The sequence below is a fragment of the Massilia pinisoli genome, assembly GCF_024753285.1.
Lineage (GTDB): Bacteria > Pseudomonadota > Gammaproteobacteria > Burkholderiales > Burkholderiaceae_D > Telluria > Telluria pinisoli.
Genome location: NZ_JANUGW010000008.1, coordinates 169,829 through 192,991, shown reverse-complemented (window position 1 = coordinate 192,991; position 23,163 = coordinate 169,829). Strand labels below are relative to the sequence as shown.

The 23,163-nt window shown below is 67.7% G+C and carries 26 protein-coding genes; 10 read left to right on the top strand and 16 right to left on the bottom strand.

Annotated features, from left to right (window positions below; translation table 11 throughout):
* Position 1 precedes the first annotated feature (1 nt).
* Complete coding sequence (locus NX784_RS13505; protein WP_258817184.1) at positions 2-1,024, bottom strand: TlpA family protein disulfide reductase; 1,023 nt, start codon at positions 1,022-1,024, stop codon at positions 2-4.
* Between the two features lie 99 nt (positions 1,025-1,123).
* Between NX784_RS13505 and pdxR the strand changes: the two genes are divergently transcribed.
* From pdxR to NX784_RS13470, 7 genes are all read left to right on the top strand, one after another.
* Positions 1,124-2,533 carry a MocR-like pyridoxine biosynthesis transcription factor PdxR gene (gene pdxR / locus NX784_RS13500; protein ID WP_258817183.1) on the top strand — a complete coding sequence of 470 codons (1,410 nt, stop codon included), beginning with the start codon at positions 1,124-1,126 and terminating at the stop codon, positions 2,531-2,533.
* Positions 2,534-2,634: 101 nt separating this feature from the next.
* A complete protein-coding gene (locus tag NX784_RS13495; protein ID WP_258817182.1) occupies positions 2,635-3,117 on the top strand; it encodes a Cif family virulence factor in 483 nt (160 codons plus the stop codon).
* Positions 3,118-3,157: 40 nt separating this feature from the next.
* Complete coding sequence (locus tag NX784_RS13490) at positions 3,158-4,183, top strand: sensor histidine kinase (protein WP_258817181.1); 1,026 nt, start codon at positions 3,158-3,160, stop codon at positions 4,181-4,183.
* A complete protein-coding gene (locus NX784_RS13485) occupies positions 4,180-4,956 on the top strand; it encodes a LytR/AlgR family response regulator transcription factor (RefSeq protein ID WP_258817180.1) in 777 nt (258 codons plus the stop codon). Before NX784_RS13490 ends, NX784_RS13485 begins: the two co-directional genes overlap by 4 nt.
* Entirely contained in the window at positions 4,953-6,101 is a 1,149-nt protein-coding gene (locus NX784_RS13480; RefSeq protein WP_258817179.1) for an acyltransferase family protein, read from the top strand. Before NX784_RS13485 ends, NX784_RS13480 begins: the two co-directional genes overlap by 4 nt.
* Positions 6,102-6,149: 48 nt before the next feature.
* Positions 6,150-7,016 (top strand): ABC transporter ATP-binding protein, encoded by an 867-nt coding sequence (locus NX784_RS13475; protein ID WP_258817178.1) that lies wholly within the window; start codon positions 6,150-6,152, stop codon positions 7,014-7,016.
* Complete coding sequence (locus NX784_RS13470) at positions 7,013-8,575, top strand: hypothetical protein (protein WP_258817177.1); 1,563 nt, start codon at positions 7,013-7,015, stop codon at positions 8,573-8,575. Before NX784_RS13475 ends, NX784_RS13470 begins: the two co-directional genes overlap by 4 nt.
* On the opposite strand, the gene NX784_RS13465 is transcribed toward NX784_RS13470, so the two are convergent.
* The 6 genes from NX784_RS13465 to NX784_RS13440 are packed head-to-tail and all read right to left on the bottom strand — an operon-like array spanning position 8,572 to position 13,641.
* Positions 8,572-9,642: an AI-2E family transporter gene (locus tag NX784_RS13465; protein WP_258817176.1), complete on the bottom strand. Its 1,071-nt coding sequence runs from the start codon at positions 9,640-9,642 to the stop codon at positions 8,572-8,574. The genes NX784_RS13470 and NX784_RS13465 overlap by 4 nt on opposite strands.
* Complete coding sequence (locus NX784_RS13460) at positions 9,642-10,241, bottom strand: SCO family protein (RefSeq protein WP_258817245.1); 600 nt, start codon at positions 10,239-10,241, stop codon at positions 9,642-9,644. Before NX784_RS13460 ends, NX784_RS13465 begins: the two co-directional genes overlap by 1 nt.
* Before the next feature lie 2 nt (positions 10,242-10,243).
* The gene (cyoE, locus tag NX784_RS13455; protein ID WP_258817175.1) at positions 10,244-11,149 is read right to left on the bottom strand and encodes a heme o synthase; all 906 of its coding nucleotides are present in this window, start codon (positions 11,147-11,149) and stop codon (positions 10,244-10,246) included.
* On the bottom strand, positions 11,146-12,306 hold the full coding sequence (locus NX784_RS13450) for a COX15/CtaA family protein (RefSeq protein ID WP_258817174.1): 1,161 nt from the start codon (positions 12,304-12,306) through the stop codon (positions 11,146-11,148). Before NX784_RS13450 ends, cyoE begins: the two co-directional genes overlap by 4 nt.
* A 5-nt stretch (positions 12,307-12,311) precedes the next feature.
* Positions 12,312-12,932, bottom strand: coding sequence for an SCO family protein (locus NX784_RS13445; protein WP_370662935.1), 621 nt, complete (start codon positions 12,930-12,932; stop codon positions 12,312-12,314).
* The gene (locus NX784_RS13440) at positions 12,910-13,641 is read right to left on the bottom strand and encodes an SURF1 family protein (protein WP_258817173.1); all 732 of its coding nucleotides are present in this window, start codon (positions 13,639-13,641) and stop codon (positions 12,910-12,912) included. The genes NX784_RS13445 and NX784_RS13440 overlap by 23 nt, the downstream gene beginning before the upstream one ends.
* Positions 13,642-13,684: 43 nt before the next feature.
* On the opposite strand from NX784_RS13440, the gene NX784_RS13435 reads away from it, so the two are divergent.
* Positions 13,685-13,888 (top strand): twin transmembrane helix small protein, encoded by a 204-nt coding sequence (locus tag NX784_RS13435; RefSeq protein WP_258817172.1) that lies wholly within the window; start codon positions 13,685-13,687, stop codon positions 13,886-13,888.
* A 57-nt stretch (positions 13,889-13,945) separates the two neighbouring features.
* Here NX784_RS13435 and NX784_RS13430 read toward each other — a convergent pair whose 3' ends face one another.
* The 7 genes from NX784_RS13430 to NX784_RS13400 form a co-directional block, all read right to left on the bottom strand.
* Complete coding sequence (locus NX784_RS13430) at positions 13,946-14,803, bottom strand: cytochrome c oxidase subunit 3 (protein ID WP_166860574.1); 858 nt, start codon at positions 14,801-14,803, stop codon at positions 13,946-13,948.
* A 79-nt stretch (positions 14,804-14,882) separates the two neighbouring features.
* Entirely contained in the window at positions 14,883-15,110 is a 228-nt protein-coding gene (locus NX784_RS13425) for a DUF2970 domain-containing protein (protein WP_258817170.1), read from the bottom strand.
* 2 nt (positions 15,111-15,112) lie between these two features.
* The gene (locus NX784_RS13420; protein WP_258817169.1) at positions 15,113-15,691 is read right to left on the bottom strand and encodes a cytochrome c oxidase assembly protein; all 579 of its coding nucleotides are present in this window, start codon (positions 15,689-15,691) and stop codon (positions 15,113-15,115) included.
* Positions 15,692-15,698: 7 nt separating this feature from the next.
* The gene (locus NX784_RS13415) at positions 15,699-15,818 is read right to left on the bottom strand and encodes a cytochrome oxidase small assembly protein (RefSeq protein ID WP_229421284.1); all 120 of its coding nucleotides are present in this window, start codon (positions 15,816-15,818) and stop codon (positions 15,699-15,701) included.
* Between the two features lie 7 nt (positions 15,819-15,825).
* A complete protein-coding gene (gene ctaD, locus NX784_RS13410) occupies positions 15,826-17,421 on the bottom strand; it encodes a cytochrome c oxidase subunit I (RefSeq protein WP_258817168.1) in 1,596 nt (531 codons plus the stop codon).
* Between the two features lie 94 nt (positions 17,422-17,515).
* Positions 17,516-18,712 (bottom strand): cytochrome c oxidase subunit II, encoded by a 1,197-nt coding sequence (coxB, locus tag NX784_RS13405; protein WP_258817167.1) that lies wholly within the window; start codon positions 18,710-18,712, stop codon positions 17,516-17,518.
* A gap of 472 nt (positions 18,713-19,184) precedes the next feature.
* Positions 19,185-20,066 (bottom strand): methyltransferase domain-containing protein, encoded by an 882-nt coding sequence (locus NX784_RS13400; protein ID WP_258817166.1) that lies wholly within the window; start codon positions 20,064-20,066, stop codon positions 19,185-19,187.
* Positions 20,067-20,181: 115 nt separating this feature from the next.
* Here NX784_RS13400 and NX784_RS13395 point away from each other — a divergent pair, with 115 nt between their 5' ends.
* Together NX784_RS13395 and trmL are read left to right on the top strand one after the other, a co-directional pair.
* Positions 20,182-20,910, top strand: a complete 729-nt coding sequence (locus NX784_RS13395; protein ID WP_258817165.1) for a ComF family protein — start codon at positions 20,182-20,184, stop codon at positions 20,908-20,910.
* Positions 20,911-20,924: 14 nt separating this feature from the next.
* Entirely contained in the window at positions 20,925-21,395 is a 471-nt protein-coding gene (gene trmL, locus NX784_RS13390) for a tRNA (uridine(34)/cytosine(34)/5-carboxymethylaminomethyluridine(34)-2'-O)-methyltransferase TrmL (protein WP_258817164.1), read from the top strand.
* A gap of 4 nt (positions 21,396-21,399) precedes the next feature.
* Here the strand turns inward: trmL and rfaE2 are convergent, their stop codons facing one another.
* Both rfaE2 and NX784_RS13380 read right to left on the bottom strand, forming a co-directional pair.
* The gene (gene rfaE2 / locus NX784_RS13385; RefSeq protein WP_258817162.1) at positions 21,400-21,879 is read right to left on the bottom strand and encodes a D-glycero-beta-D-manno-heptose 1-phosphate adenylyltransferase; all 480 of its coding nucleotides are present in this window, start codon (positions 21,877-21,879) and stop codon (positions 21,400-21,402) included.
* A 9-nt stretch (positions 21,880-21,888) separates the two neighbouring features.
* The gene (locus tag NX784_RS13380; RefSeq protein ID WP_307735971.1) at positions 21,889-23,079 is read right to left on the bottom strand and encodes a PilT/PilU family type 4a pilus ATPase; all 1,191 of its coding nucleotides are present in this window, start codon (positions 23,077-23,079) and stop codon (positions 21,889-21,891) included.
* Positions 23,080-23,163 lie beyond the last annotated feature (84 nt).

The window sequence follows — 23,163 nt, the reverse complement described above, 5'->3', positions numbered from 1 at the left end:
GTCACCGTGCGGCGATGGCGCGCAGCGCCTGGTCGAGGTTCCGGTCGTCCGGGCCCAGCACGCGCGCCACGCGGCCGCTCGCATCGAGCAGCACCACACTCGGTATCGCGCGGATGCCGAACGCGGCGAACGCGGCGCCTTCGCGGTCGAGCGCCAGCGGCGGCGTGCCCGGATGCGTCTTGCGGTAGTCGGCCAGTTCGGCCGGCGACGTCCACAACGGCGCCGCGACGGCGAGCCAGTCCACGCCGCCCTGCTTCGCGAGGCGCGTCGCGTCCTCGCGCACGCGGCGGCACGCCCGCGCCGTGGCCGGCTGGCTCGAACGCAGGTACGACTCGCACCACGGCGAGAAGAACACGAGCGCCCGCGGCTTGCCCGGCGCGCCGACGCCGGCAGGGACGCCGTCCAGCGTGGCGAGCGTCATACCGTCGACCTTGTCCCCGGCACGGAACACACGTGGCGCTGCGACCTGCGGCGCCAGCGCGACGGGTTGCGTGCCCGCGGGCGGCGCGGCGGCGATGCGGTCCAGCGCGGCGTGCAGCGCCGCGTCGTCCAGATGGCCCACATAGGCGATGCGGCCGTCGGCGCCGATCAGCACGTGCTGCGGCGTCACGCGCAAGTTCACGCGGCGTCCCAGGCTGCCGTCGTCAAGCGCGATCGGCATCGTGAGGCCGTGCTGCGCGCGATAGGCGCGGATGCCTTCCTCCGTCTCGTTGAAGCCCACGTTGACGGCGACGACGTCGATGCGCTTGCCGTACTGGCGGTAAATGCGCTCGAAGCCCGGCATCTGTTCGCGGCACGGCACGCACCACGTGGCCCAGAACTTCAGGTAGACGGGCTTGCGGCCGTAACGCGCGGCGAGGTCGATGGTGCCGCCGTCGAGCGTGCGCAGGACGGCGGCGGGCGCCGGCTGGCCGACGAGGGCCGCGCCGGCGCGGGCGGCACGGGTGGCGCCGTCTTCGGCCGCCTGCGCCCCGGTCCAGGCGAGCACCGCGGCGACGAATGCGATGATTCTTGGGATGGTCATGGAATCCTTCATGGTGACGGTGATGAGGCTCTCATCGTAAGCGCCACTTGGATCAAGCAAAAGACGCAAGAATTGCACGAATCCCTGTACCATTCACCCATGGACCACGACCTTGCCATCCACCTCGACCGCGCCGCGCGCACGCCGCTGGCTGGCCAGATCGCCGCCGCGATCGGCGCCGCCATCCACGACGGCCGCCTCGCGCCCGGCGCCCGTTTGCCGTCGTGGCACGACCTGGCCGCGCAACTGGGCGTCGCGCGCGGTACCGTGCGTGCCGCCTACGACAGCCTGCGCGACCAGCAGCTCATCGTCACGGCCGGCGCGGCCGGCACGCGCGTGGCGCGCCACAGCGCACGCGCCGCGGCCGCACGGCCCGCGGCCGCGCCGGACCGCCCGGCCGTGGCGCCGGCGCCGCGCGTGGAGCCCGTTCCGTTCCAGGTCGGCGTGCCCGGACAGGACGTGTTCCCGTTCAAGACGTGGTCGCGCATCATGGGTCGCGCGGCGCGCACGGCGGCCGCGCAGCCGCTGGCGTATCCCGACCCGCGCGGCGAAGCGCCGCTGCGCATCGCCATCGCCGCCTACCTCGGCATCGCGCGCGGCATCGCCTGCCATCCGTCGCAGGTGTTCGTCACGGCCGGCTATGCGGCGGCCCTCGGCACGGCGCTGCGCGCGCTGCGGCTTGAGGGCCGCGCGGCGTGGATCGAAGACCCCGGCTACACGTCGGCGCGCACCGTGCTCGCGCAATACGGCGTAAGGCCTGCGCCCGTGCCCGTCGACGCCGAAGGGCTCGACGTGGCGGCCGCCATGGCGCGCGCGCCGGATGCCGCGCTGGCGGTCGTCACGCCCGGACAGCAGGCGCCGCTCGGCATGACCCTGTCGCTGGCACGACGGCACGCCCTGCTCGACTGGGCCGCCGCGCACGACGGCTGGATCGTCGAGGACGATTACCTGGGCGAGCTGCAGCTGCAAGGCCGCGCGACGCCGGCGCTGGCGGCGCGCGACCGCGCCGGCCGCGTGCTGCACGTGGGCACGTTCAGCAAAACGATCAATCCGGCGCTGCGCGTCGCCTTCCTCGTCGTCCCGCCGGCGCTGGCGCCGCGCGTGGCGGAGGTGGCCGACGCCTGCGCGGCCGCGCCGGCGCCCGCGATCCAGTACGCGATCGAGGAGTTCCTGCGCGATGGCCACTACCTGCGCCACCTGCGCCACCTGAAGCGCGTGTACGCAGAACGCCGCGCCGCGCTGTGCGCCTGCCTGCGCGGCCTCGGCATCCCCCATGCGGAAGCGGGTCTCGCCGTGCTGGTGCCGCTGCCGGACGGCGTCGACGAGGGCGCGCTCTCGGCGAGGGCGCGCGCGGCGGGCCTGTCGCCGTCGCCGCTGTCGTGGTGGCGCGCGCCTGGCCATGAGGGTGGCGGCGGCCTGCTGCTGGGCGTCACCAACGTGCCGCCTGCGCGCGCGCAGGCAGCGTGCGCGACGCTCGCTTGCCTGCTGCGCGACGCGGGCGCGATGTAGCATCACCGGTTCGCGGCACCGCGTGCACGGCCCGGCGCAACCCGCTCGACCGGGCGTGGCGCGGGCCGCTATCGTGGCGTCTCGTTATTTCGGAGTCCGCCATGCGCCCCGTTCTCCCGCTCATCCTCGCCGCCTGCCTCGCTGCACCGGCCCACGCGGCCACGACCAATGCCGACGCCGACGTCGCTGCCATCCGCCAGGTCGTGCAGCAATTCCAGACCGCCATCGTCGCCCGCGACGGCAAGGCGCTCGGGGTGCTGTTCGTGCCGCAGGGCGGCGCGTGGCTGTCCACGCTCGACGAACGGACGTATGCCGCGGCCAAGGCCCGCAACCCGGCCGCACGGCGAATGATGCCGTCCACGTGGCAGAAGTTCGCCGATTTCGTCCAGCACGCCGCCAAGCCGGTCGAGGAACGCTTCCACGACGTGCGCATCGACACGAACGGCACCGTCGCGTCGGTGTGGTTCGACTTCGACTTCCTCGTCGACGGCAAGGTCACGAACCAGGGCAGCGAGACGTGGCAGCTCGTGCGTACGGACGACGGCTGGAAAATCAACGCGATGCTGTATTCCATCGATCGCTGACGCGGGCTAGAATGGCCGCTTCCTTGCGCACGAGCCTCCCGTGAAAGAAGACGCCCCGCTCGCCATCCCCCTGTTCGCCGCCCTGCCGGTGTTCGCCTGCATGGTCATCCTCGGCCTGCCGGCGCTCGGCCACGGCCACGCGACCGAGTTCCGCATCCTGTTCTTCGTCGCCTGCGCCGTCTGGACCGTGCCCCTGACGCTGATCCAGCGCGCCCTGTGGCGCCAGGGCCGCGCATGGTGGACGATGGCCCTCGTGCTGCTGGCCGCGACGTATGCGATGTCCGTCGTGAACAGCTTGCTGGGCCAGCGCCTGGCGATCGCGCTCGGCCTGCAGCAGGGCTATCACTGGGGCGACCTGGTGCGGGGCCTGGACAGCTGCTGGCTCGCGCTGATCGCGTTCTGCGCCATGCACGCGGTGGCCGTGTACTACGTGTCGCTGCAGCGCACCCGGCTGCGCCTGGCGCAGGCGCTCGCGGACGCGCGCGACGCGGAGCTGCGCGCGCTCCGGCTGCAAGTCAATCCGCACTTCCTGTTCAACACGCTGAACGCCGTATCGGCCCTCGTTGCGGCCGGTGCGAACCGCGACGCGAACCGCGTACTCGCCAGCGTGTCCGACTTCCTGCGCGCCACGCTCGCGCACGACGGCCGCCACGAGCACTCGCTGGCCGAGGAGCTGGCGCTCACCGAGGCATACCTCGACATCGAGAAGGCACGCCTGGGCGACCGCTTGCAACTGACGATGCACGCGGGCCCCGACCTGCTCGATGCCTTTGTTCCCTACCTGATGCTGCAGCCGATCGTGGAGAACGCGGTGCGCCACGGCATCGCGCCGCTGGGCGCCCCTGGCCGCATCGACATCCGCATCGCGCGCGACGGCGCCGCGCTGCACGTCGACGTGCGCAACGACGGCGCACCGCCGGCGGAGACAGGCCGCGGCATCGGCCTGCCCAACGTGGCGGAGCGTCTGCGCCACCTGTACGGTGACGCCCAGCGCGTCGACGCGGGCTGGCGCGCCGATGGCCGCTTCCACGTGGCCCTCGTGCTGCCGCTGCGGGTGGCCGCATGATCCGCGTCGCGCTCGTCGACGACGAACCGCTGGCGCGGCTGGCCGTGAAGGCGCGGCTGGCGTGCCATGCGGACATCACGCTCGTCGCGGAATACGGCGACGGCGTCACGGCGGCGACCGGCCTCGCGACAGTGCGTCCGGACCTCGTGTTCGTCGACGTCGAGATGCCGGGCCGGAACGGCCTCGACATGCTGGCCGCGCTGCCCCGCGCCGAACGGCCGCTCGCGATCCTGCTCACGGCGCACGACAGCTTCGCCGTGCGCGCGTTCGACCTCGCCGCTCTCGACTACCTGCTGAAACCCGTCGACGACGACCGCCTGGACGAAGCGCTGGACCGCGCCCGCCTCGCCTTGCCGTACCGCCGCCTGGACGCGGCGCGGCCGGCAGCGGCGGCGTGGACGCGCACGTTCTCCGTCCGCGTCGGCACCCGCACCGTGCTCGTGGATGCGGCCGATGTCGAACGCATCGAGGCCGACGGCGACTACGCCACCTTGCACGTCGACAGCCGGACCTATCTCGTGCGGGAACGCCTGCAGGCGCTGGCGCTGCGCCTCGACCCGGCCGTGTTCCAGCGCGTGCACCGCTCGTCCATCGTCCGCCTGGACCGCATCGCCGAACTGCGCGCGCTGACCAACCGCGATGCGCTGCTGCGCCTGCGCGACGGCACGCTGCTGCGCGCGAGCCGTACCTACATGCCGGCGCTGACGGAGGCGCTCGCGCGCCGCAACGGCGTGCCGGCCACTGAACCACACGATCCGACCCACATCGCATGACCGCCCCCGTCACCACCCCACGCCTGCGCGGCCTCGACCTGCTGCGCGCCGCCGCCATCCTGCTCGTCCTCATGACGCATTACTCGGGCTTCGTCAACCGCGCGCCCGCGTTCGGCGCCGTGGGCCAGGTCGGCTGGGCCGGTGTCGACCTGTTCTTCGTGCTGAGCGGCTATTTGATCGGCAACCAGCTGCTGGCACCCGCCGCGCGTGGCGAAGACTTGTCGCTGAAGGCATTCTTCGTGCGGCGGCTGCTGCGCACGCTGCCGAATTACTACGTCGTGCTGGCCGTGTACTGGCTGTTCCCGGCGCCGCCGCTGGGCGGGTCGAGCACCGCCGCGGCGTGGCGCTTCCTGACGTTCACGCAGAACTTCGGGCTCGCGTACGGCCAGACGTTCTCGCATTCGTGGTCGCTGTGCATCGAGGAACAGTTCTACCTGCTGCTGCCCCTCGCCGTGCTGGCGCTGGCGCGCAGCGGCTTCCCCGTGCGCCTCGCGTGGACCCTGCTCGTCGGTGCCATCGTGGGCGGCATGGCGACGCGCGCCGCGGCGTTCCTGTTGGACGGCCATGATGCGTTTTCGGCCGAGGTCTATTATTCGACCTTCTGCCGCGCCGACGAATTGCTGCCCGGCGTCGCCATCGCCCTGCTGCGGAACTTCCATCCGCAGGCGTTCGCGCGCCTGCAGCGCCACGCGAACGCGCTGTGCGCCGCCGGCCTCGCGGCGACCATCGGCATCCTCACGTGCATCCACCTCGACTGGCCGACGACGTGGGTCACCTCGACGTTCGGCTTCTCGCTCGTCGCACTGAGTTTCAGCCTGCTCGTGTGCGCGGCCCTCGCGCCGCACTGCGTGTTGAACAGGATTCACGTGCCGGGCGCCGCGACGCTGGCGCTGTGGTCGTACGCCGTCTACCTCGTGCACAAGCCCGTGTTCATGGCCTTGCAGCCGCAGCTGGCACGTCTGCATGTCGACACCGGTGCGCCCGCGACCATCGCTTGTGTCATGGCCGCGGGCATCGCCGGCGGCTGGCTGCTGTACCGCTGCGTGGAGACGCCGTTCATGCGCCTGCGCGCGCGCTGGAGCGCCACGTACGCCACCGCTCATCCCACCGAACACGCATTCCATCGCACGGCCGGCACACGGTGACCCCGACAAGTCTAGAGTGGCCCCATCGCCACTCACCGGGATGCCGCCATGCTGGAACTGCACAACGTCACCAAGACCTTCGGCAAGAACGTCACGGCCGTCGCCGGCGTCTCGCTGCGCCTGGAACCCGGCGTCGTCGGCCTGATCGGCCATAACGGCGCGGGCAAGACGACGCTGATGCAGATGATCGCCACGCTCACCACACCGAGCGGCGGGCGCATCGTGTTCGACGGCACCGACGTCGTGGCGCGGCCCGACGCCCTGCGCAACCGCCTGGGCTACCTGCCGCAGGACTTCGGCGTCTACCGCAACGTGACGGCGCTCGAATTCATGCGCTACTTCGCCGCGCTGAAGGGCGTAAGCGATGCGGGCCGCATCCGCCGCCTGCTGGAACTCGTCAACCTGCACGACCAGGCGGGCCGCATGGCCAGCACGTTCTCGGGCGGGATGCTGCGCCGCCTCGGCATCGCGCAGGCGCTGCTGAACGATCCGGACGTCCTCGTCGTCGACGAACCGACGGCGGGCCTCGACCCGGAAGAGCGGCTGCGCTTCCGCAACCTGCTCGCCGACCTCGGGGCCGACAAGCTCGTGATCATCTCGACGCACATCGTGTCCGACGTCGAGAGCATCGCCGGCAGGCTCGCCATCATGCGCAGCGGCCGTCTCGTCGCGTGCGACACGCCGGACGCCATCCTCGGCCGCGCGCGCGGCCAGGTGTGGTCGGCCAGCGTGGCGGCCGACGAATATGAATTCCTGCGTTCGACGACCCATGTCTTGCAAGCGCTGCGCCAGGGCGAACGCGTCAGCCTGCGCATCGCGCACCCGACTCCACCTTGCGCCGGCGCGCAGCCGTGCGAACCGAGCCTGGAGGAAGCGCTGATGGCGCAGCGCTACGCCGTCAAGGAAGCGGCATGACCGCGACCTTCGCCGTCATGCGCACGCTGGCGCTGGTGGAAGCGCGCGTGCGGCTGCGCCGGCTGTCGACGCTCGTCACCCTGCTCGGCGTCGTGGCGCTCAGCTGGCTCATGATCTCCGACCCGGCCGACGGCCTCACGTTGATCGCCGTGCGCGGCGCGCGCGTGCTGTACACGAGCGCCGCGCTGGCGCTGGGCAGCGCGGCCCTGGCGGCGCTCGTGCTGGCGCTGGCCGGCTTCTATCTGCTGCGCGGAAGAGTGGCGGAAGACTTGCGCAGCGGCGCCGGCGCCGTGATCGGCGCGAGCCGCAACGGCGGCGTGCCGTTCGTTCTCGGCCGCTGGTGCGGCGGCGTGCTGTACCTGACGGCGCTCGTCGGCGCCTTCATGGCCACCGTGCTGCTGTGCCACGCCGTGCGCGGCGAAGGCCCCATCCAGCCGCTCGTCTACCTGCAGACCTATGCGCTCGTGCTTGGACCGATGATCCTGTTCACCGCGGGCTGCGCGACGTTGTTCGACGCATGGGCGCCGCTGATGGGCAAGAAGGGCGACCTGCTGTACTTCTTCGTGTGGGTCGGCCAGATGGCCCTGCTGCCGACCGTGGCGGGCGGGGGCGCCGCCACCGTCGTCCCGTTCGACTTCACGGGCACGAGCGCCGTCATCGCCACGCTCGCCGCGCACTTCGATCTTGGCGACAGCCTGATGCTCGGCATCGCCGACTTCCAGCGCGACAAGGCGCCGCTCGTGCTGCCGACGTGGGTCTGGCCCGCGTCCATCGCCGCCGCGCGCTGCGTGACGGCGCTGCTGGCGCTCGTCCCGCTGCTGCTCGCGCTGCCGCTGTTCCACCGCTTTTCGCCGGACCGCGTCAAGCCCGGCAAGGCACGCATCCGCCGCTCGCCGCTCGCGGTCGTCGACGGCTGGCTGCGTCCCCTCGCCCGCCTCGCCGGTCCGCTGTTCGGCCTCGCCGCGCGCCTGCCCGGCATCGCGGGCCAGGCGCTGGCCGACGTCGCGCTGACGCTGGCGGCATCGCCGTCCGCGCTTGCCGTGCTGCTGGCGGCGCAGTTACCGGCGCTCGTGCTGGGCGCGCAGGCGCTGGCGCCGTTCGCGCTCGCGTGCGTCGCGTACTGGGGCATCCTCGTGAGCGACGTGGCCACGCGCGACGGCGACGCCGCGCTGGCGGGCATGGGCGCGGCCGTCCCGGGCGGGTCGGCGCGCCGTTACTGGCGCCAGTTCGTGGCGAGCCTCGTGCTCGGGCTGATGTTCACCGGTATCGCCGCGCTGCATCTGGCCATGGTGGATCCGGTGCGCGCCGCCGCGTTGGTGTCCGGCGTGTTCGCACTGGCCGCGTTCGCGACAGTGCTGGGCCGCACGAGCGGCACGTCGCGCACGTTCCTCGCGCTGTTCCTGCTCACGCTGTACGTCAGCGTCAACGTCAGTCGCGGCGCGTGGGCCGACGTCGTCGGCTTCCACGGCAATGCGACGGCCGCCTCGAGCCTCGCGTGGGCCGGGCTCGGTGTGCTCGCGCTGCTGGGCGGCCATCTGTGGAATCGGCGCTCAGACTAGGCGTCGCGGCTGGCCTGCTTCACGATCGGATCGCGCGTGTGCGTCCACCCGCTCATCAGCGAATAGCCGACGGCCAGCAACGTGGGCCCGATGAACATGCCGACGAAGCCGAACGCAATCACGCCGCCCAGCACGCCGAGCAGGGTAAGCAGGAACGGCAGGCTGGAGCCGCGGCTGATCAGCATCGGGCGCACGACGTTGTCGACGCCGCTGATCAGGAAGAAGCCCCACACGAGCATGAAGATGCCCCACCCCGTCTCGCCCTGCGCGAACAGCCACAGCGCCGCGCCGCCCCACACGATCGGGGGCCCGACGGGGATCAGCGACGACACGAACACGAGCACGGACAGCAGCGCCACCGCGGGCACGTGCGCGATGGCGAAGCCCGCGGCCGCGACGAGCGCCTGCGCCAGCGCCGTGCCGAGCAGGCCGTACATCACGCCGCGCACGGTCTGGCCGACGATCTCCATAACGGCCGGTGCATCGTCGTCGATGATGCGGCGCATGGCGGCCGCGATCACGCTCATCAATGCGGCGCCGTCGCGGTAAAAAAAGAAGCTGACGAACGCGGCGAGGCTCATTTGCGCGACGCCGGCGCCCAGCATCATCCCGCCGGACAGCAGCGCGTGGCGTGCCGGTTCGACCATGCGCCGCGCCAGTTCCATCATGCGTTCGCGGCTGGCGACGAGCTGGCGCAGGTAGTTGTCCAGCTGGTCGCCGACGAGCGGGATGTCGCGCACCCACGCGGGCGGCAGCAGTTCGCCCTGGTCCAGCGCGGCGCGGATCTGGTCGAACGACGACGCGACGTTGTCCGCAAGGTTGTACGCGACGAGCGCCAGCGGGATGATCACGAGCAGTGTGAGCGACAGGGTCATCGTCAGCGCGGCGGCCGTGCGCCGGCCGCGCAGGCGCCGCAGCAGCTTCTGGTACAGAGGCCAGGACGAGATGACGACGGCGGCCGCGAACAGGATCGCGGCCAGGAACGGTTGCAGGACGTACAGGCAGCCGAGGGTCAGCAGGATGACGGCGCCGGCGCGCGCATAATTCCTGCCCGGCCGCTTGTCCATCAGGAGAGCAACTGGCGCAGGTCGTGCACGATCGGGTCGGGGCCCTGGCCGTGGCGGATGAACAGGCGCAGGCGGCCGTCGCGGTCGAAGACGTAGCTGCCGGCCGTGTGGTCGATCGTGTAGCTGCCCGGCTCCGTGCCCGGCACCTTCGAGTAGAACACCTTGAAATCCTTGGCCGTCTTCGCCGTCTGCTCGGGCGTGCCGCGCAGGCCGATGAAGCGCTTGTCGAATGCCGGCACGTACTGGGCCAGCAGCTGCTGCGTGTCGCGCTCGGGGTCGAGCGTGATGAACAGGACCTGCACCTTGTCCGCGAGCGGCCCAAGTTTCTGCATGACGGACGCCATCTCCGCCATCGTCGTGGGGCAAACGTCCGGGCATTGCGTGTAGCCGAAGAAGACGACGACCACCTTGCCCTTGAAGTCGGCGAGGGTGCGCGGCTTGCCCGTGTGGTCGGTCAGCGCAAAACCCTTCGCGTAGTCGAGGCCCGTGACGTCCGTGTTCTGGAAAGCCTCTTTCTGCTTGCCCGGCAGTTTGTCGCATGCGGCGAGGGAGACGGTCAATGCGCAGGCGGCGACGAGCGCGGGCAGCAGTTTTTTCATCATCAGATTGGCAGGTAGTGTTTCACGTAGTGGTCGACGAGCAGCGCGGCGAACAGCAGCGACAGGTAGACGATGGACCAGGCGAAGGCCTTGCGCGCGACCTGGTCGCTGTAGTGCTTGTGGATCATCCACCCGTGGCGCAGGAAGATCGCGTTCAGCACGACGGCGGCCGCCAGGTACACGACGCCGCTCATGCCGACGGCGTACGGGAACAACGTGCAGGCCGCGAGCGCGACGGAGTACAGCCACACCTGCTGGCCCGTGTACCGCATGCCGTGCGTGACGGGCAGCATCGGCAGGCCGGAACGCACGTAGTCGTCGCGGCGGTACATCGCCAGCGCCCAGAAATGCGGCGGCGTCCAGACGAAGATGATCAGGACGAGCAGCCACGCCTGCATCGGCACCTCGCCCGCGACGGCGGCCCAGCCGAGCGCCGGCGGCATCGCACCGGACAGGCCGCCGATGACGATGTTCTGCGGCGTGTTCGGTTTCAGGATGACCGTGTAGATCAGGGCATAGCCGACGAACGTGACGAACGTGAGCCACATCGTCAGCGGATTGACCAATGTGTACAGGATGCCCATGCCGGCGCCGCCAATGATGGCGGAAAAGATCAGCACCTGCGTGGGCGACAGCTCGCCCATCGCCGTGGCGCGGCGCGCCGTGCGGGCCATGCGGGCGTCGACTTCCGCCTCGATCAGGCAGTTGACGGCGAACGCGGCACCGGCCAGCAGCCAGATGCCGATCGTGCCCCAGACGAGCACGTGCCAGCCGGGAAAATCGTCGGTGGCGAGGAACATGCCGATCACGGCGCAGAAAACGGCCAGCTGGGTGACGCGCGGCTTGGTCAGCGACCAGTACTGCGCGACGCGGCTGGGCGGCTTGTGGATGGCGGTTTGCGTAATCATGGGTGGCTCGCGGACGTCGCCGCCTCACGTCGTGGACTGCGCAGCGCCAGCTCGAGTTGATACTGTATCTTGTAGTTTAACATGGTCACCAAAAGCACGAGGCCCGCTGCCCCCGCGTTGTGGAGCACGGCGATGGGCAACGGGAAGCGCAGATACACCGTCGCGATGCCCGTCATTGCCTGGGCGGCAAGCACGAGCGCCAGGTTGCGCGCCGTGCCGTGCAGGCCAGGCACGCGCCACGCGCGCCACGCCGTGGCGCCCAGCACGAGCACGACGACGAACGCGAAGTTGCGGTGCGCCCAATGGATCGCCGTCAGCGCAGCAAACGGCAGATAGTGCCCGGCCGCCGTCTTGCCCAGTTCGCGCCACAACGTGAAGCCATGTTGCCAATCCATCTCTGGGACAATTTGTCCATTACAAAGCGGGAAATCGCTGCACGCCAGTGTCGCGTAATTGGTACTCACCCACCCGCCCAGCGCCAGTTGCACGAGCAGCACGGCGCCCGACAGCCACGCGAGCGGCCGCAACTTGCGCAGCGCGGCCACGGGCGCGGCCGGGACCGGCGGCGCGATCAACTTGTCTTCGCGGCCACCGAGCCAGACGGCCAGCGCCAGCAAGGTGAGGCCGAACAGAAGGTGCAAGGTGACGATGACCGGCTGCAGTTTCAAGGTGACGGTCCAGGCGCCGAACGCGCCCTGCACGCACACCCACAGAAACAGCACGGTCGGCAGCAGCGGGCCGTGCGCGGGACGCGTGCCACGCGCACGCGCACGCCGCCACTCCAGCCACGACGCCACCATCAGCCCGATGATCAGGACGCCGATGCCCATCGCGAGGAAGCGGTGGATCATCTCGATCCAGGCTTTCACTTTTGTCACGGGACCCGTGGGCATCAGCGCCTCGGCCGCCGCGATGTGCTCGTGCGCGAGGAACGGGTTCGCTTCGCCGTAGCAGCCGGGCCAGTCGGGGCACCCGAGGCCGGAGTCCGTCAGGCGCGTGAAACCGCCGAACACGATCAGGTCGAACGTGAAGAACGCGATCACCCACGCCAGCTTGCGGTATTTATTGGTACCGGTCGCCGTCCACACGAGCGCGAGCGGCACGCTGGCCGCCAGGATGCCGGTCAGGGCCAGCAGGATGAAATTCGAGACTTCCATGGTGGTCAGCCGACGGACGACGCCTTCAACAGCTTGTAGACGTCCTTGTAGACCTTGCGCACGTCCTTGAACTCGGGGTCTTTCGGGAAGCGCATCATCAGGTGGCCCAGCGGATCGATCATGTAGATGTGGTCGGCCGGCGTCGTGCCCGGGTCGGCCGGCAGCCACGCCGCGACGGTCGCCGCGTCGGCACGCAGCATGTGGGTGCCGTCGAATTCGCGGATGACCAGCGTGTCGAGCGGTTCCTTGTCGGTGATGAGCCAGACGCGCTCGATGCGGTCCATCTCCTTGCCCTGCATCAGGCGCAGCTGGCGCATTTCGAACAACTGCTTCTGGCACGTGTCCGGGCACGCGCCCGGGCCCACCATCAGCATCACCCACTTGCCCTTGAACTGTTCGAGCGCCTGCGGGCGGCCATCCAGGGTGGTCGTCGCCATCGCGGGCATCGGGTGGGCGCGCTGGTCGATCAAGGTGCCGTAGTTGTTGCGCTTCTCCGGCTTGATGACGTAATAGGTGAAATACGAGGCGATGATCGGAGACGCGCACACGGCCAGCACGAGCCACAGCATCCGGCGGCCTGGCTTGCGGGGGATTGCTGCTGCGTCAGCCTGCTTGTTTGGTTCCACTTCGAAATCCTGTCATCACAAAAAATAGGAAGGCCATCGCGGCCAGCGCATACCACTGGAAGGCGTAGCCCTTGTGGCGGTCGACGTCGATGGCGGGCGCCGGCCAGTCGCGGACGAGCTCTCCGGCCGCCAGCGCGTCGGCACTTGTCTGTTCGATCACGACGGGCAACACGGCCATGCCGCTGGCGTGCGCGAACGCGGCCGGGTCGACGTTCTGCACGATGGCGCCGGGCTTCAGCGGCGGCGCCGTCCCCAGCTCCATCACGCGCGCCGGACGCAGCACCGCGACGCCTTCGATGGTCGTGCGCCCGGCCGGCGTCGCGACGTGCGGCACGCGGTCGTGCACGGCCGGGTCGCGCGGCAGCCAGCCCCGTTCGACGAGGACGACGGCGCCCGTACCCGCTATTCTAAACGGCATCAGCAAAATGAATCCGGTGCGGCCCGCGAGCGGCCGGTTGTCGAGAAACAGCGGCCAGTCGGCGACGAATTCCCCCGTTACGGCGACGCGGCGATACTCGACGGCGACCGGATCAACCGGCTTCCCGTCGAGCACGAGCGGCGGCAGCGCGGCACGCTGCGTGAGACGCGCCTGCAGCGCCGTCTTCTCCACCGCCCGGCGCACTTGCCAATTTCCCAGCATCACCCCGAGCGTCACGAGCGCGAGCATCGCGAGGAAAGGAATGGTTCTAAAACGGAAGCGCAGTCGCATACAATGCTCGTAAAACCCTGACAACCCACTCTACTGGCCGCCCATGAAAACCGTCGTCGCCATCGCCTTCGTGCTCATCATCGGCAGCCTTGCCTCCGCACTGTTCTTCCTCATGCGCGACAAGGGCCGCAGCAACCGCACCGTGCAGGCTCTTGCGATGCGCGTGGGACTGTCGATCGCGCTGTTCCTGTTCGTGCTGTTCTCGTACAAGATGGGCTGGATCCAGCCGAAGGGCCTGCACGCATAAAAAAACGTCGCTCCCGCGCGCGCGGGAACGACGGTATCGATGCGCGGCAGGCGTCGCTTACAGCCAGTACACGACGACGTACAGGCCCAGCCAGACGACGTCGACGAAGTGCCAGTACCAAGCCGCCCCTTCGAAGCCGAAATGGTGTTCCGGCGTGAAATGGCCGCGCAGCACGCGGTACAGCACGACGGACAGCATGATGGCGCCCATCGTCACGTGGAAGCCGTGGAAGCCCGTGAGCATGAAGAACGTCGAACCGTAGATGCCGGACGACAGCTTCAGGTTCAGTTCCGTGTACGCGTGGTGGTATTCATACGCCTGGAAGCCCATGAAGATGGCGCCCAGCAGGATCGTCGCAAAGAGGAACAGCGCGGTGCGGGCGCGGTGGCCGGCGCGCAGCGCGTGGTGGGCGATCGTCAACGTGACACCAGAGCTCAGCAGCAGCGCCGTGTTGATCGTGGGGATGGGGAACGGGCCCATCGTGCTGAACTGTTCCACGGTGCCGGCCGGGCCGACGTTGCCCCAATGGCCCGAGTAATCCGGCCAGATGATCTTGTGGTCGAGGTCGGACAGCCACGGCATCGAGATCGTGCGGGCATAGAACAATGCGCCGAAGAATGCGCCGAAGAACATCACTTCCGAGAAAATGAACCAGCTCATCGACCAGCGGTAGGACAGGTCGATGCGCTCGCCGTACTTGCCCGATTCCGACTCGCCGATGGCGTCGCCGAACCAGTTGTACAGCACGATCAGCATCGCAACGATGCCGGCCGTGCACACGCCGGGCCCCCAGGCGGCCCCGTTGACCCAGCCGGACGCGCCGGCCATCGTGCACAGCATCGAGATGCCGGCCGCCAGCGGCCACCGGGACGGGCCGGGGACGAAGTAATACGGCGCGGTATGGGGTGAACTCATGTATATCTCCTCAATCAAGCATTGTTTCGAATTCCGGGTGACTACGCTTCCCTGCTTTCGTGTTGCTTATATTTCTTTTTTAACTCTTGGCGACCACCATCCGCACGACAACGACGAGGATGCCGATGAACAGCGCCACCCCGATCAACCCGCCCACGATCACGTGGATCGGGTTCAGGTTGGCCGCGTCGTGCTCGTAGTCGCGGCGCTTGCGTACGCCGAAGAACGACCAGAACACGGCCTTCATCGTGGCGCCGAACGTCGCGGTTTTGACGGGCGGCTTTTCGTCCTTGTCGTCTTTGTCCATGATCAGTTCTGCGCCGCCACGGCGCCGCCGATTTCGAAGAACGTGTACGACAGCGTGATGTCCTTCACCTCGCGCGGCAGTTTCGGATCGATGAAGAACACGACCGGCATCTGCCTCGCCTCGTTCGGTTTCAACACCTGCTCCTTGAAGCAGAAGCACTCGACTTTTTTAAAGTACGGCATCGCCGACTGCGGTGCATAGCTCGGGATGGCCTGCGCCTTCACGGTCCGCGCCTGCGTGTTCACGACTTCGTAGACGACGGTCGCCATCTCGCCCGGATGCACGGCTATGCTGCGCTGCGTCGGGCGGAAGCGCCACGGGCCCTGGGCGTTGCCGTCCAGGACGACCGTGATCGTGCGCGTCTTGTCCACCTGCGTGTTGGCCGGCGGCGCCACGGTGCCGTCCTTTTGCGTGAGCACGTTGATGCCGAGCGCCTCGCACACCTGGCGGTAGATCGGCACCATTGCATAGCCGAAGCCGAACATGATGCAGGCGACCACCACAAGCTTCGTGAGGACCGTGCGATTCAGACGAAGGCGGCCACTTTCCTCGTGGCGGCCCGCGTTCGTTTCCGCTTGCATGACGTCCTCAGCTCAGCCACAGGCGTTTGACGAACAGCGCGACGAAGAAGAACAGCGCCAAGCCGGCCAGCCACAGGGCCGTGCGCCGGTTGGCCTTCTTCAGCTGCTGCGAACGAGCGTCGTTCATCACAGTCTCACTTCACCACGGGCGGGTGTTCGAAGGTGTGGAACGGCGCCGGGCTCGGCACGGTCCACTCCAGGCCTTCCGCGCCTTCCCACGGCTTCGCCTCGGCCTGCTTGCCGCCGCGGATGGTCGGCAGCACGACGAAGAACAGGAAGTACACCTGCGTCAGGCCGAACAGGAACGCGCCGACGGACACGATCTGGTTGAAGTCGGTGAACTGGACGGCGTAGTCCGCATAGCGGCGCGGCATGCCGGCCAGGCCCAGGAAGTGCATCGGGAAGAACGTGACGTTGAACCAGACCAGCGAATTCCAGAAGTGGAACTTGCCGCGCCATTCCGGATACATATGGCCCGTCCACTTCGGCGCCCAGTAGTAGAAACCGGCGAACAGGGCGAACAGCGAGCCGGCCACCAGCACGTAGTGGAAGTGGGCGACGACGTAATAGGTGTCCTGCATCTGGATGTCGATCGGCGTGACGGCCAGGATCAGGCCCGTGAAGCCGCCCATCGTGAACACGAAGATGAAGCCGACCGCGAACAGCATCGGCGTCTCGAACGTCATCGAGCCCTTCCACATCGTGGCGACCCAGTTGAACACTTTGACGCCGGTCGGCACCGCGATCAGCATCGTGGCGTACATGAAGAACAGCTGGCTCGTCACCGGCATGCCCGTGGTGAACATGTGGTGAGCCCACACGATGAACGACAGGATCGCGATCGATGCCGTCGCGTACACCATCGACGCGTAGCCGAACAGCGGCTTGCGGGCGAATGCCGGGATGATCTGCGAGACGATGCCGAACGCCGGCAGGATCATGATGTAGACCTCGGGGTGGCCGAAGAACCAGAAGATGTGCTGGTACATCACGGGGTCACCGCCGCCGGCCGCGTTGAAGAACGACGTGCCGAAGTGGCGGTCGGTCAGCGTCATCGTGATGGCGCCTGCGAGAACCGGCATCACGGCGATCAGCAGGTAGGCGGTGATGAGCCAGGTCCAGCAGAACATCGGCATCTTCATCAAGGTGAGACCCGGCGCACGCATGTTCAGGATCGTGACGATGATGTTGATGGAACCCATGATCGACGACGCGCCCATGATGTGCAGGGCGAAGATCGCCATGTCCATGCCCGGGCCCATCTGCGTCGACAGCGGCGCGTACAAGGTCCAGCCGGCCGCGGTGGCGCCGCCCGGCACGAAGAACGACGTCGCCAGCAGGATGGCGGCCGGCGGCAGCAGCCAGAACGAGAAGTTGTTCATGCGGGCGAACGCCATGTCGGACGCGCCGATCTGCAGCGGGATCATCCAGTTGGCGAAGCCGACGAACGCGGGCATGATCGCGCCGAACACCATCACGATGCCGTGCATGGTGGTCAGCTGGTTGAAGAATTCGGGGCGGAAGAACTGCAGGCCGGGCTGGAACAGCTCGGTGCGGATCATCAGCGCCAGCACGCCGCCCGAGAGCAGCATGGTGAAGGCGAACCACAGGTACAACGTGCCGATGTCCTTGTGGTTGGTGGCGAAGAGCCAGCGGCGCGCGCCGACCGGGTGGTCGTGCGCGTGGTCGTGGCCATGGTCGTGCGTATGATCGATGGTGCTGGAAGTCATGTCGGTATCCTAGTCGTGCGGGACAGCAAGGGCCGAAAGCGGTGGCGCGACGGCCCGGTCCCTTGAATCCAAACGCTTGTTGAGCTTGTCTGCCTTATTTGCCGCGCGCAGCCAGGACCTCGGACGGCTGGACGATGTTCTCGTCCGCCTTGTTGGTCCAGTTGTTGCGGGTATAGGTGATGACGGAAGCGATCTCGGAATCCGACAACTGCTTCCACGACGGCATCGCCGACGGATACTTGCCGCTGTGCTTGCCGTTCAGCAGTACGTCGACCTGCCCGGCTTTAGGCCCGAGCACGACCGGCGATCCGACCAGCGGTGCAAACGCGCCCGGCACACCCTGGCCATTGGCCTGGTGGCAGGCCACGCAGTTGGACGCAAAGACTTTTTCGCCTTTGGTCTTGAGCTCGTCGATGGTCCAGACCTTGTTCGGGTCGTCGGCCAGCGCGGCCATGCGTGTCTTCTCGCCGTTGACCCACGCGGTGTAGTCTTCGCTTGATACGACTTTCACGACGATCGGCATGAACGCGTGGTCCTTGCCGCACAGCTCGACGCAATTGCCGCGGTAGGTGCCGATCTGCTCGGCCTTGAACCACGTGTCGCGCACGAAGCCGGGAATCGCGTCCTGCTTGACGGCGAACGCGGGGATCGTCCACGAGTGGATGACGTCGTTGGCGGTCAGCACGAGGCGGACCTTCTTGCCGACGGGGACGACGACGGGGTTGTCGACCTCGAGCAGGTAGTTCTCCGTGCGCTTCTCGGTCGGTGCGATGCCCGGCTCGCCCACTTGCGTGCGCGGCGTGGCCAGGTTCGACAGGAACGAGATGCCTTCGCCCTCGCCCTTCAGGTAGTCGTAGCCCCATTTCCACTGCATGCCGGTGACCTTGATGGTGAGATCGGGGTTCGACGTGTCCTTCATCTGCACGACGGCGTGCGTGGCCGGCAGGGCCATGCCGATGACGATCAGGAACGGGATGATGGTCCAGGCGATCTCGACCGTGGTGGATTCGTGGAAGGTGGCCGGCTTGTGGCCGAGGGACTTGCGGTGCTTGAACACCGAGTAGAACATGACGCCGAACACGCCGATGAAGATGACGAGGCAGACCACCATCATCCAGTTGTGCAGGCTATAAACGTAGGCCGCGATGCCCGTCACGGGTTGCTGCAGGTTCAGCTGAAGTGCTTCCGGACGTCCGGTCACGACTGGACCAGGCTCCGCTACTGCCGGAATGCTGGCCGCCGCTATCGCGAGACCGAGCATCAACGCTTTGAATCGTTTTGCATATGTCATGTTGTCCCCAACCACCTTTAGAAGAGAAATTTCTTGAACGGAAGCGATCCTCCACTACCGATGGAGGAAGCCACGGAAGACAACTTCCGTTCCGAAATCCTTTTTAAACTAAACGCAACCACTTCCCACGCGCGCCGGCGGGCGCTGCGGGACTCGACACCGTCCAGCGGGGCGCCGTCTGGCAACCTCGATGAACGATGACTTCAGACCTTGCTTGCGGGGGATACTTGATACGTTGCCACGTATCCCCGGGTGATGCTCCAACCTCCAGGCGTGTCGACAAACCGTTGCGATTTGTCGAGTTACCCTCCGACCCTACGCCTTTATGCTTAATTTTTTAGCGTTTTTTTGATTCAGTCGAAAAAAGTGTGTTTGATTATACTGAAAGCCGTAATTTTTATTCAAGGAAAATTACCGCGATCGTATGCACCCTGCATACACGCCGCGGTCGGCGCCCGATGCGCGGCGATCGTCACCGCGGCCTGGGCGGCTGGAAGCGGACGATCGCCTCCCCCGCCGCCGTCGTCTTTGGCGCGGGCCGGAACGCATGGCCGTAGATGACCTCGAACGTCAGCCCCAGCTTGCCGTCCGCGCGCCGCCCCGCTTCCAGCGCATCGCGCATGCGCTGCCACGCGGCCCGGCCGACGAGCCCGCGACGGCGCGTGGCGAGCGGGTTGCCGCCGAATGCGCGCACGTCGGCCAGCAATTTATCGGCGTCGTCGTACGTCACGGTGATCTGCTCCATGTCCATGACGGGCGTCGTGAACCCCGCTTCCACGAGCTGGTCGCCGAAGTCGTGCATGTCGACGAACGGCAGCGTGTGCGGCGTCTCGTCCATCGCCGCGAACGCCGTGCGCAGCTCGCGGAACGTATCCGGGCCGAAATTCGAGAACATCAATAAACCATCCACGCGCAGCACGCGGCGCCATTCGGCAAACACGCGGTCGGGCTGCGGATGCCAGTGCAACGCCAGGTTCGACCAGACGAGGTCCAGCGAGTTCGGCCCGAACGGCAGGTTGCCGAAGTCCGCGCAAACGAGGTCGATGCCAGCCTTCGCCGGAAGCAAACGGCTGAGCAGCGACCGGGGCGCCTGCACGGTTCCGGCGGCAGCGAGCATCGCCGGCACGGCGTCCAGGCCCAGCACCTGCGCGGCCGGGTAGCGCTTCTGCAGTTCGGCGATGTCGACACCAGTCCCGCAACCGGCGTCGAGCACGTGGCGCGGCGCCGTCTTGACGAGTGTCAGGCGGTCGAACATGCGGCTGGCGATCTCGCGCCGCAGGAAATCGGACGGGGCGACCCGGTCGGGGTCGGAAAACAGCTGGCGCACGCGGACCGGATCGATCGGCGCGCTCATTTTGGAAGGGGCTTGGGGTGAAACCATGGCGACGCTGCGGTGAATGGGATAATGGTGCGAGTGTACATGATGGGTTTTGCGTCCGTGCGCGATGACTGATTTTGGCAACTCGACGATGATTCGTGTCCCGGCCGTAAGACGTTGGCCGCGCGCGTTGCTGCGCGTGCTGCTGCCCTCGACGTGCGCCCTGTGCGGGGGCGGCTGCGACGACGTCGTGTGCGCCGGCTGCCGCGACGCGTACGCGCGCCCGCGCGCGATGCGTTGCGGACAATGCGCGAATCCGCTGCAGGAACCAGCCCTTCTCTGCGGCCGCTGCCTGGACGATCCGCCCGCGTTCGATGCCACCGTCGCGGCCGTCGATTACGCGATTCCGCTCGACCAGCTCGTCCTTCAATTAAAATTCGGCGCCCGCCTCGCGCTCGCGCCCTGGTTCGCGCGCCAGCTGCGCGACGCGATGCTGGCCCGGCCGAACCAGGCGCTGCCCGACCTGCTGTGCCCGGTGCCGCTGGGTCCGCGCCGCCTGGTGGAGCGCGGCTTCAACCAGGCGCTGGAAATCGCGCGGCCCCTGGCGGCGGCGCTCGGGGTAGCATGTCATCCGGCGCTGGCGCAGCGCACGCTCGACACGCCGGCCCAGTCGGGCACCGCGCCGGACGCGCGGGCGCGCAACGTGCGCGGCGCGTTCGCCGTGGCCGACCCGGACGTCGTCGAGGGACGCCACGTCGGCCTCGTCGACGACGTCATGACGAGCGGCCACACGCTGGGCGAACTGGCCGCCGCGTTCAAGCGCTGCGGCGCGGCGCGCGTGACGAACCTCGTGTTCGCGCGCACGCCACCCCATCCGTAATCGAAGGAGAGTTAATGTTTCACGTCGTACTGGTCGAACCCGAGATCCCGCCCAACACGGGCAACATCATCCGCCTGTGCGCGAATACGGGGGCGCAGCTTCACCTCGTCGAGCCGCTCGGCTTCCCGCTGGACGACGCGAAGATGCGCCGCGCCGGCCTCGACTACCACGACTACGCGACAATGAAGGTCCACAAGAACTGGGACGCCTTCCTGGCCGACGCCAAGCCGGACCCCGCGCGCATGTTCGCCATGACGACGCACGGCTCGTCACCGTTCGGAGACGCCGCGTTCCGTCCCGGCGACGTGTTCGTGTTCGGCGCGGAATCGCGCGGGCTCGATCCGGCGTTGCGCGAAACGTTCCCGCCCGCCCAGCGCATCCGCTTGCCGATGATGCCCGGCAATCGCAGCCTGAACCTGTCGAACACGGTGGCCGTCGTCGTCTACGAGGCGTGGCGCCAGAACGGGTACGCGGGCGGCGGTTGAAGCATCAGCCGAACTGGCGGATCTTCGCCACGAGCTTGGTCGTCGACCGGTCGTGCGCGAAGTCGATGGCGACGGCCTTGCCGCCGTACGCGATCACCGCCTTGCCTTCCGGGATCTCGCTCATGACGTAGTCGCCGCCCTTCGCGTAGATGTCGGGGCGGGCTTCCTGGACGACTTCCAGCGCCGTGTCCTCGTCGAATTCCACGACGAGGCTGACGGATTCCAGCGCGGCCAGCACGGCCATGCGGTCGGCCAGCGTGTTCAGCGGGCGGTCGTCGCCCTTGCCCAGGCGTTTCACGGACGCGTCCGTGTTGACGGCGACGACGAGCGACGCACCCAGTTCGCGCGCCTGCGCGAGGTACGTCACGTGGCCGCGGTGCAGGATGTCGAAGACGCCGTTCGTCAGCACGACGGGTTGCGGGAGGTCGGCGACGCGTTGCGGCAACGTCGCGCGGGTGCAGATTTTTTGTTCGAAGGTAGCCATGACCGCATTCTAACTCGCGGCCGGCGGTTCCTCTTCCGGCTCCTCGATCAGCATCGACAGCTCGGCCGGCTTCGCGGCGGCACCGCCCTCCGCGGGCTCCTTGCGCTCGCCCGACAGCTTGATCTGCAGCCGCAGGCCGTTCGCGGAGTCGGCGTTGCGGATCGCTTCGTCGTAGCTGATGAAGCCTTTGTTGTAGAGCTCGAACAGCGCCTGGTCGAACGTGCACATGCCTAGCTCGCGCGACTTCTGCATGATCTCCTTGATGCTCTGGAAATTGCCTTTCAGGATCATCTCGCCGATCGTCGGCGTGTTCAGCAGGATCTCGATGGCGGCCTTGCGCCCCTTGCCGTCTTCCGTGCGCACGAGGCGCTGCGACACGATGGCGCGCAGGTTCGACGACAGGTCCATCAGCAACTGGTTGCGCCGCTCTTCCGGGAAGAAGTTGATGATGCGGTCCATCGTCTGGTTCGCGTTGTTCGCGTGCAGCGTACCGAGGCACAGGTGGCCCGTTTCGGCGAACGCGATCGCGTGTTCCATCGTTTCCGTGTCGCGGATCTCGCCGATCAGGATCACGTCCGGTGCCTGGCGCAGCGTGTTCTTCAGCGCGTTATGCCACGACAGCGTGTCGACGCCGACCTCGCGGTGCGTGATGAGGCAGCTCTTGTTCTTGTGGACGTATTCGACGGGGTCCTCGACCGTGATGATATGGCCCGCCGAATTGCTGTTGCGGTAATCGATCATCGCCGCGAGCGTGGTCGACTTGCCGGAACCCGTGCCGCCGACGACGAGCACGAGCCCGCGCTTCGTCATCACGACGTCCTTCAGCACCTCGGGCAGGTCCAGCTTTTCGAAGTTCGGGATTTCCGACGCAATCGTCCGCACGACCATGCCCACGCTCTGCTGTTGCACGAACACGTTCACGCGGAAGCGGCACACGCCCGGCAGCGAGATGGCGAAATTACACTCCATCTCAGCCTCGAACTCGGCGCGCTGCCGCTCGTTCATCAGCGCCAGCGCGAGCGCGCGCGTCACGTCGCCTGTCAGACGCTGGTTGCTCAGGGGTTTCATCGCGCCCTGGTGCTTCATGCTGGGCGGGAAATCGGCCGAGATGAACAGGTCGGAGCCGCCCTGGTGGTTCATCACCGTGAGCAGCTTGTGCATATAAGCCTGGGCTTCCGCCGGGCCGAAGGTCGAAGACATGGGATGCCTCTTTGTTAACGCATGGCAACATCGCCAGCCCGGCCATTATATCCAGGGCTTTACCGGTAAAATAGTGCCGAACTG

What these genes read in the sequence shown, in the direction of transcription:
- NX784_RS13485 (WP_258817180.1), top strand. Translation starts at nt 4,180, where the DNA reads ATGATCCGCGTCGCGCTCGTCGACGACGAACCGCTGGCGCGGCTGGCC.
- trmL (WP_258817164.1), top strand. Translation starts at nt 20,925, where the DNA reads ATGTTTCACGTCGTACTGGTCGAACCCGAGATCCCGCCCAACACGGGC.
- NX784_RS13450 (WP_258817174.1), bottom strand. Translation starts at nt 12,306, where the DNA reads ATGGAAGTCTCGAATTTCATCCTGCTGGCCCTGACCGGCATCCTGGCG.
- NX784_RS13465 (WP_258817176.1), bottom strand. Translation starts at nt 9,642, where the DNA reads ATGGACAAGCGGCCGGGCAGGAATTATGCGCGCGCCGGCGCCGTCATC.
- NX784_RS13435 (WP_258817172.1), top strand. Translation starts at nt 13,685, where the DNA reads ATGAAAACCGTCGTCGCCATCGCCTTCGTGCTCATCATCGGCAGCCTT.
- NX784_RS13395 (WP_258817165.1), top strand. Translation starts at nt 20,182, where the DNA reads ATGATTCGTGTCCCGGCCGTAAGACGTTGGCCGCGCGCGTTGCTGCGC.
- NX784_RS13475 (WP_258817178.1), top strand. Translation starts at nt 6,150, where the DNA reads ATGCTGGAACTGCACAACGTCACCAAGACCTTCGGCAAGAACGTCACG.
- cyoE (WP_258817175.1), bottom strand. Translation starts at nt 11,149, where the DNA reads ATGATTACGCAAACCGCCATCCACAAGCCGCCCAGCCGCGTCGCGCAG.
- NX784_RS13470 (WP_258817177.1), top strand. Translation starts at nt 7,013, where the DNA reads ATGACCGCGACCTTCGCCGTCATGCGCACGCTGGCGCTGGTGGAAGCG.
- pdxR (WP_258817183.1), top strand. Translation starts at nt 1,124, where the DNA reads ATGGACCACGACCTTGCCATCCACCTCGACCGCGCCGCGCGCACGCCG.
- NX784_RS13380 (WP_307735971.1), bottom strand. Translation starts at nt 23,079, where the DNA reads ATGTCTTCGACCTTCGGCCCGGCGGAAGCCCAGGCTTATATGCACAAG.
- NX784_RS13480 (WP_258817179.1), top strand. Translation starts at nt 4,953, where the DNA reads ATGACCGCCCCCGTCACCACCCCACGCCTGCGCGGCCTCGACCTGCTG.
- NX784_RS13440 (WP_258817173.1), bottom strand. Translation starts at nt 13,641, where the DNA reads ATGCGACTGCGCTTCCGTTTTAGAACCATTCCTTTCCTCGCGATGCTC.
- NX784_RS13430 (WP_166860574.1), bottom strand. Translation starts at nt 14,803, where the DNA reads ATGAGTTCACCCCATACCGCGCCGTATTACTTCGTCCCCGGCCCGTCC.
- rfaE2 (WP_258817162.1), bottom strand. Translation starts at nt 21,879, where the DNA reads ATGGCTACCTTCGAACAAAAAATCTGCACCCGCGCGACGTTGCCGCAA.
- NX784_RS13460 (WP_258817245.1), bottom strand. Translation starts at nt 10,241, where the DNA reads ATGAAAAAACTGCTGCCCGCGCTCGTCGCCGCCTGCGCATTGACCGTC.
- NX784_RS13495 (WP_258817182.1), top strand. Translation starts at nt 2,635, where the DNA reads ATGCGCCCCGTTCTCCCGCTCATCCTCGCCGCCTGCCTCGCTGCACCG.
- NX784_RS13420 (WP_258817169.1), bottom strand. Translation starts at nt 15,691, where the DNA reads ATGCAAGCGGAAACGAACGCGGGCCGCCACGAGGAAAGTGGCCGCCTT.
- NX784_RS13505 (WP_258817184.1), bottom strand. Translation starts at nt 1,024, where the DNA reads ATGACCATCCCAAGAATCATCGCATTCGTCGCCGCGGTGCTCGCCTGG.
- NX784_RS13400 (WP_258817166.1), bottom strand. Translation starts at nt 20,066, where the DNA reads ATGAGCGCGCCGATCGATCCGGTCCGCGTGCGCCAGCTGTTTTCCGAC.
- NX784_RS13415 (WP_229421284.1), bottom strand. Translation starts at nt 15,818, where the DNA reads ATGAACGACGCTCGTTCGCAGCAGCTGAAGAAGGCCAACCGGCGCACG.
- coxB (WP_258817167.1), bottom strand. Translation starts at nt 18,712, where the DNA reads ATGACATATGCAAAACGATTCAAAGCGTTGATGCTCGGTCTCGCGATA.
- ctaD (WP_258817168.1), bottom strand. Translation starts at nt 17,421, where the DNA reads ATGACTTCCAGCACCATCGATCATACGCACGACCATGGCCACGACCAC.
- NX784_RS13425 (WP_258817170.1), bottom strand. Translation starts at nt 15,110, where the DNA reads ATGGACAAAGACGACAAGGACGAAAAGCCGCCCGTCAAAACCGCGACG.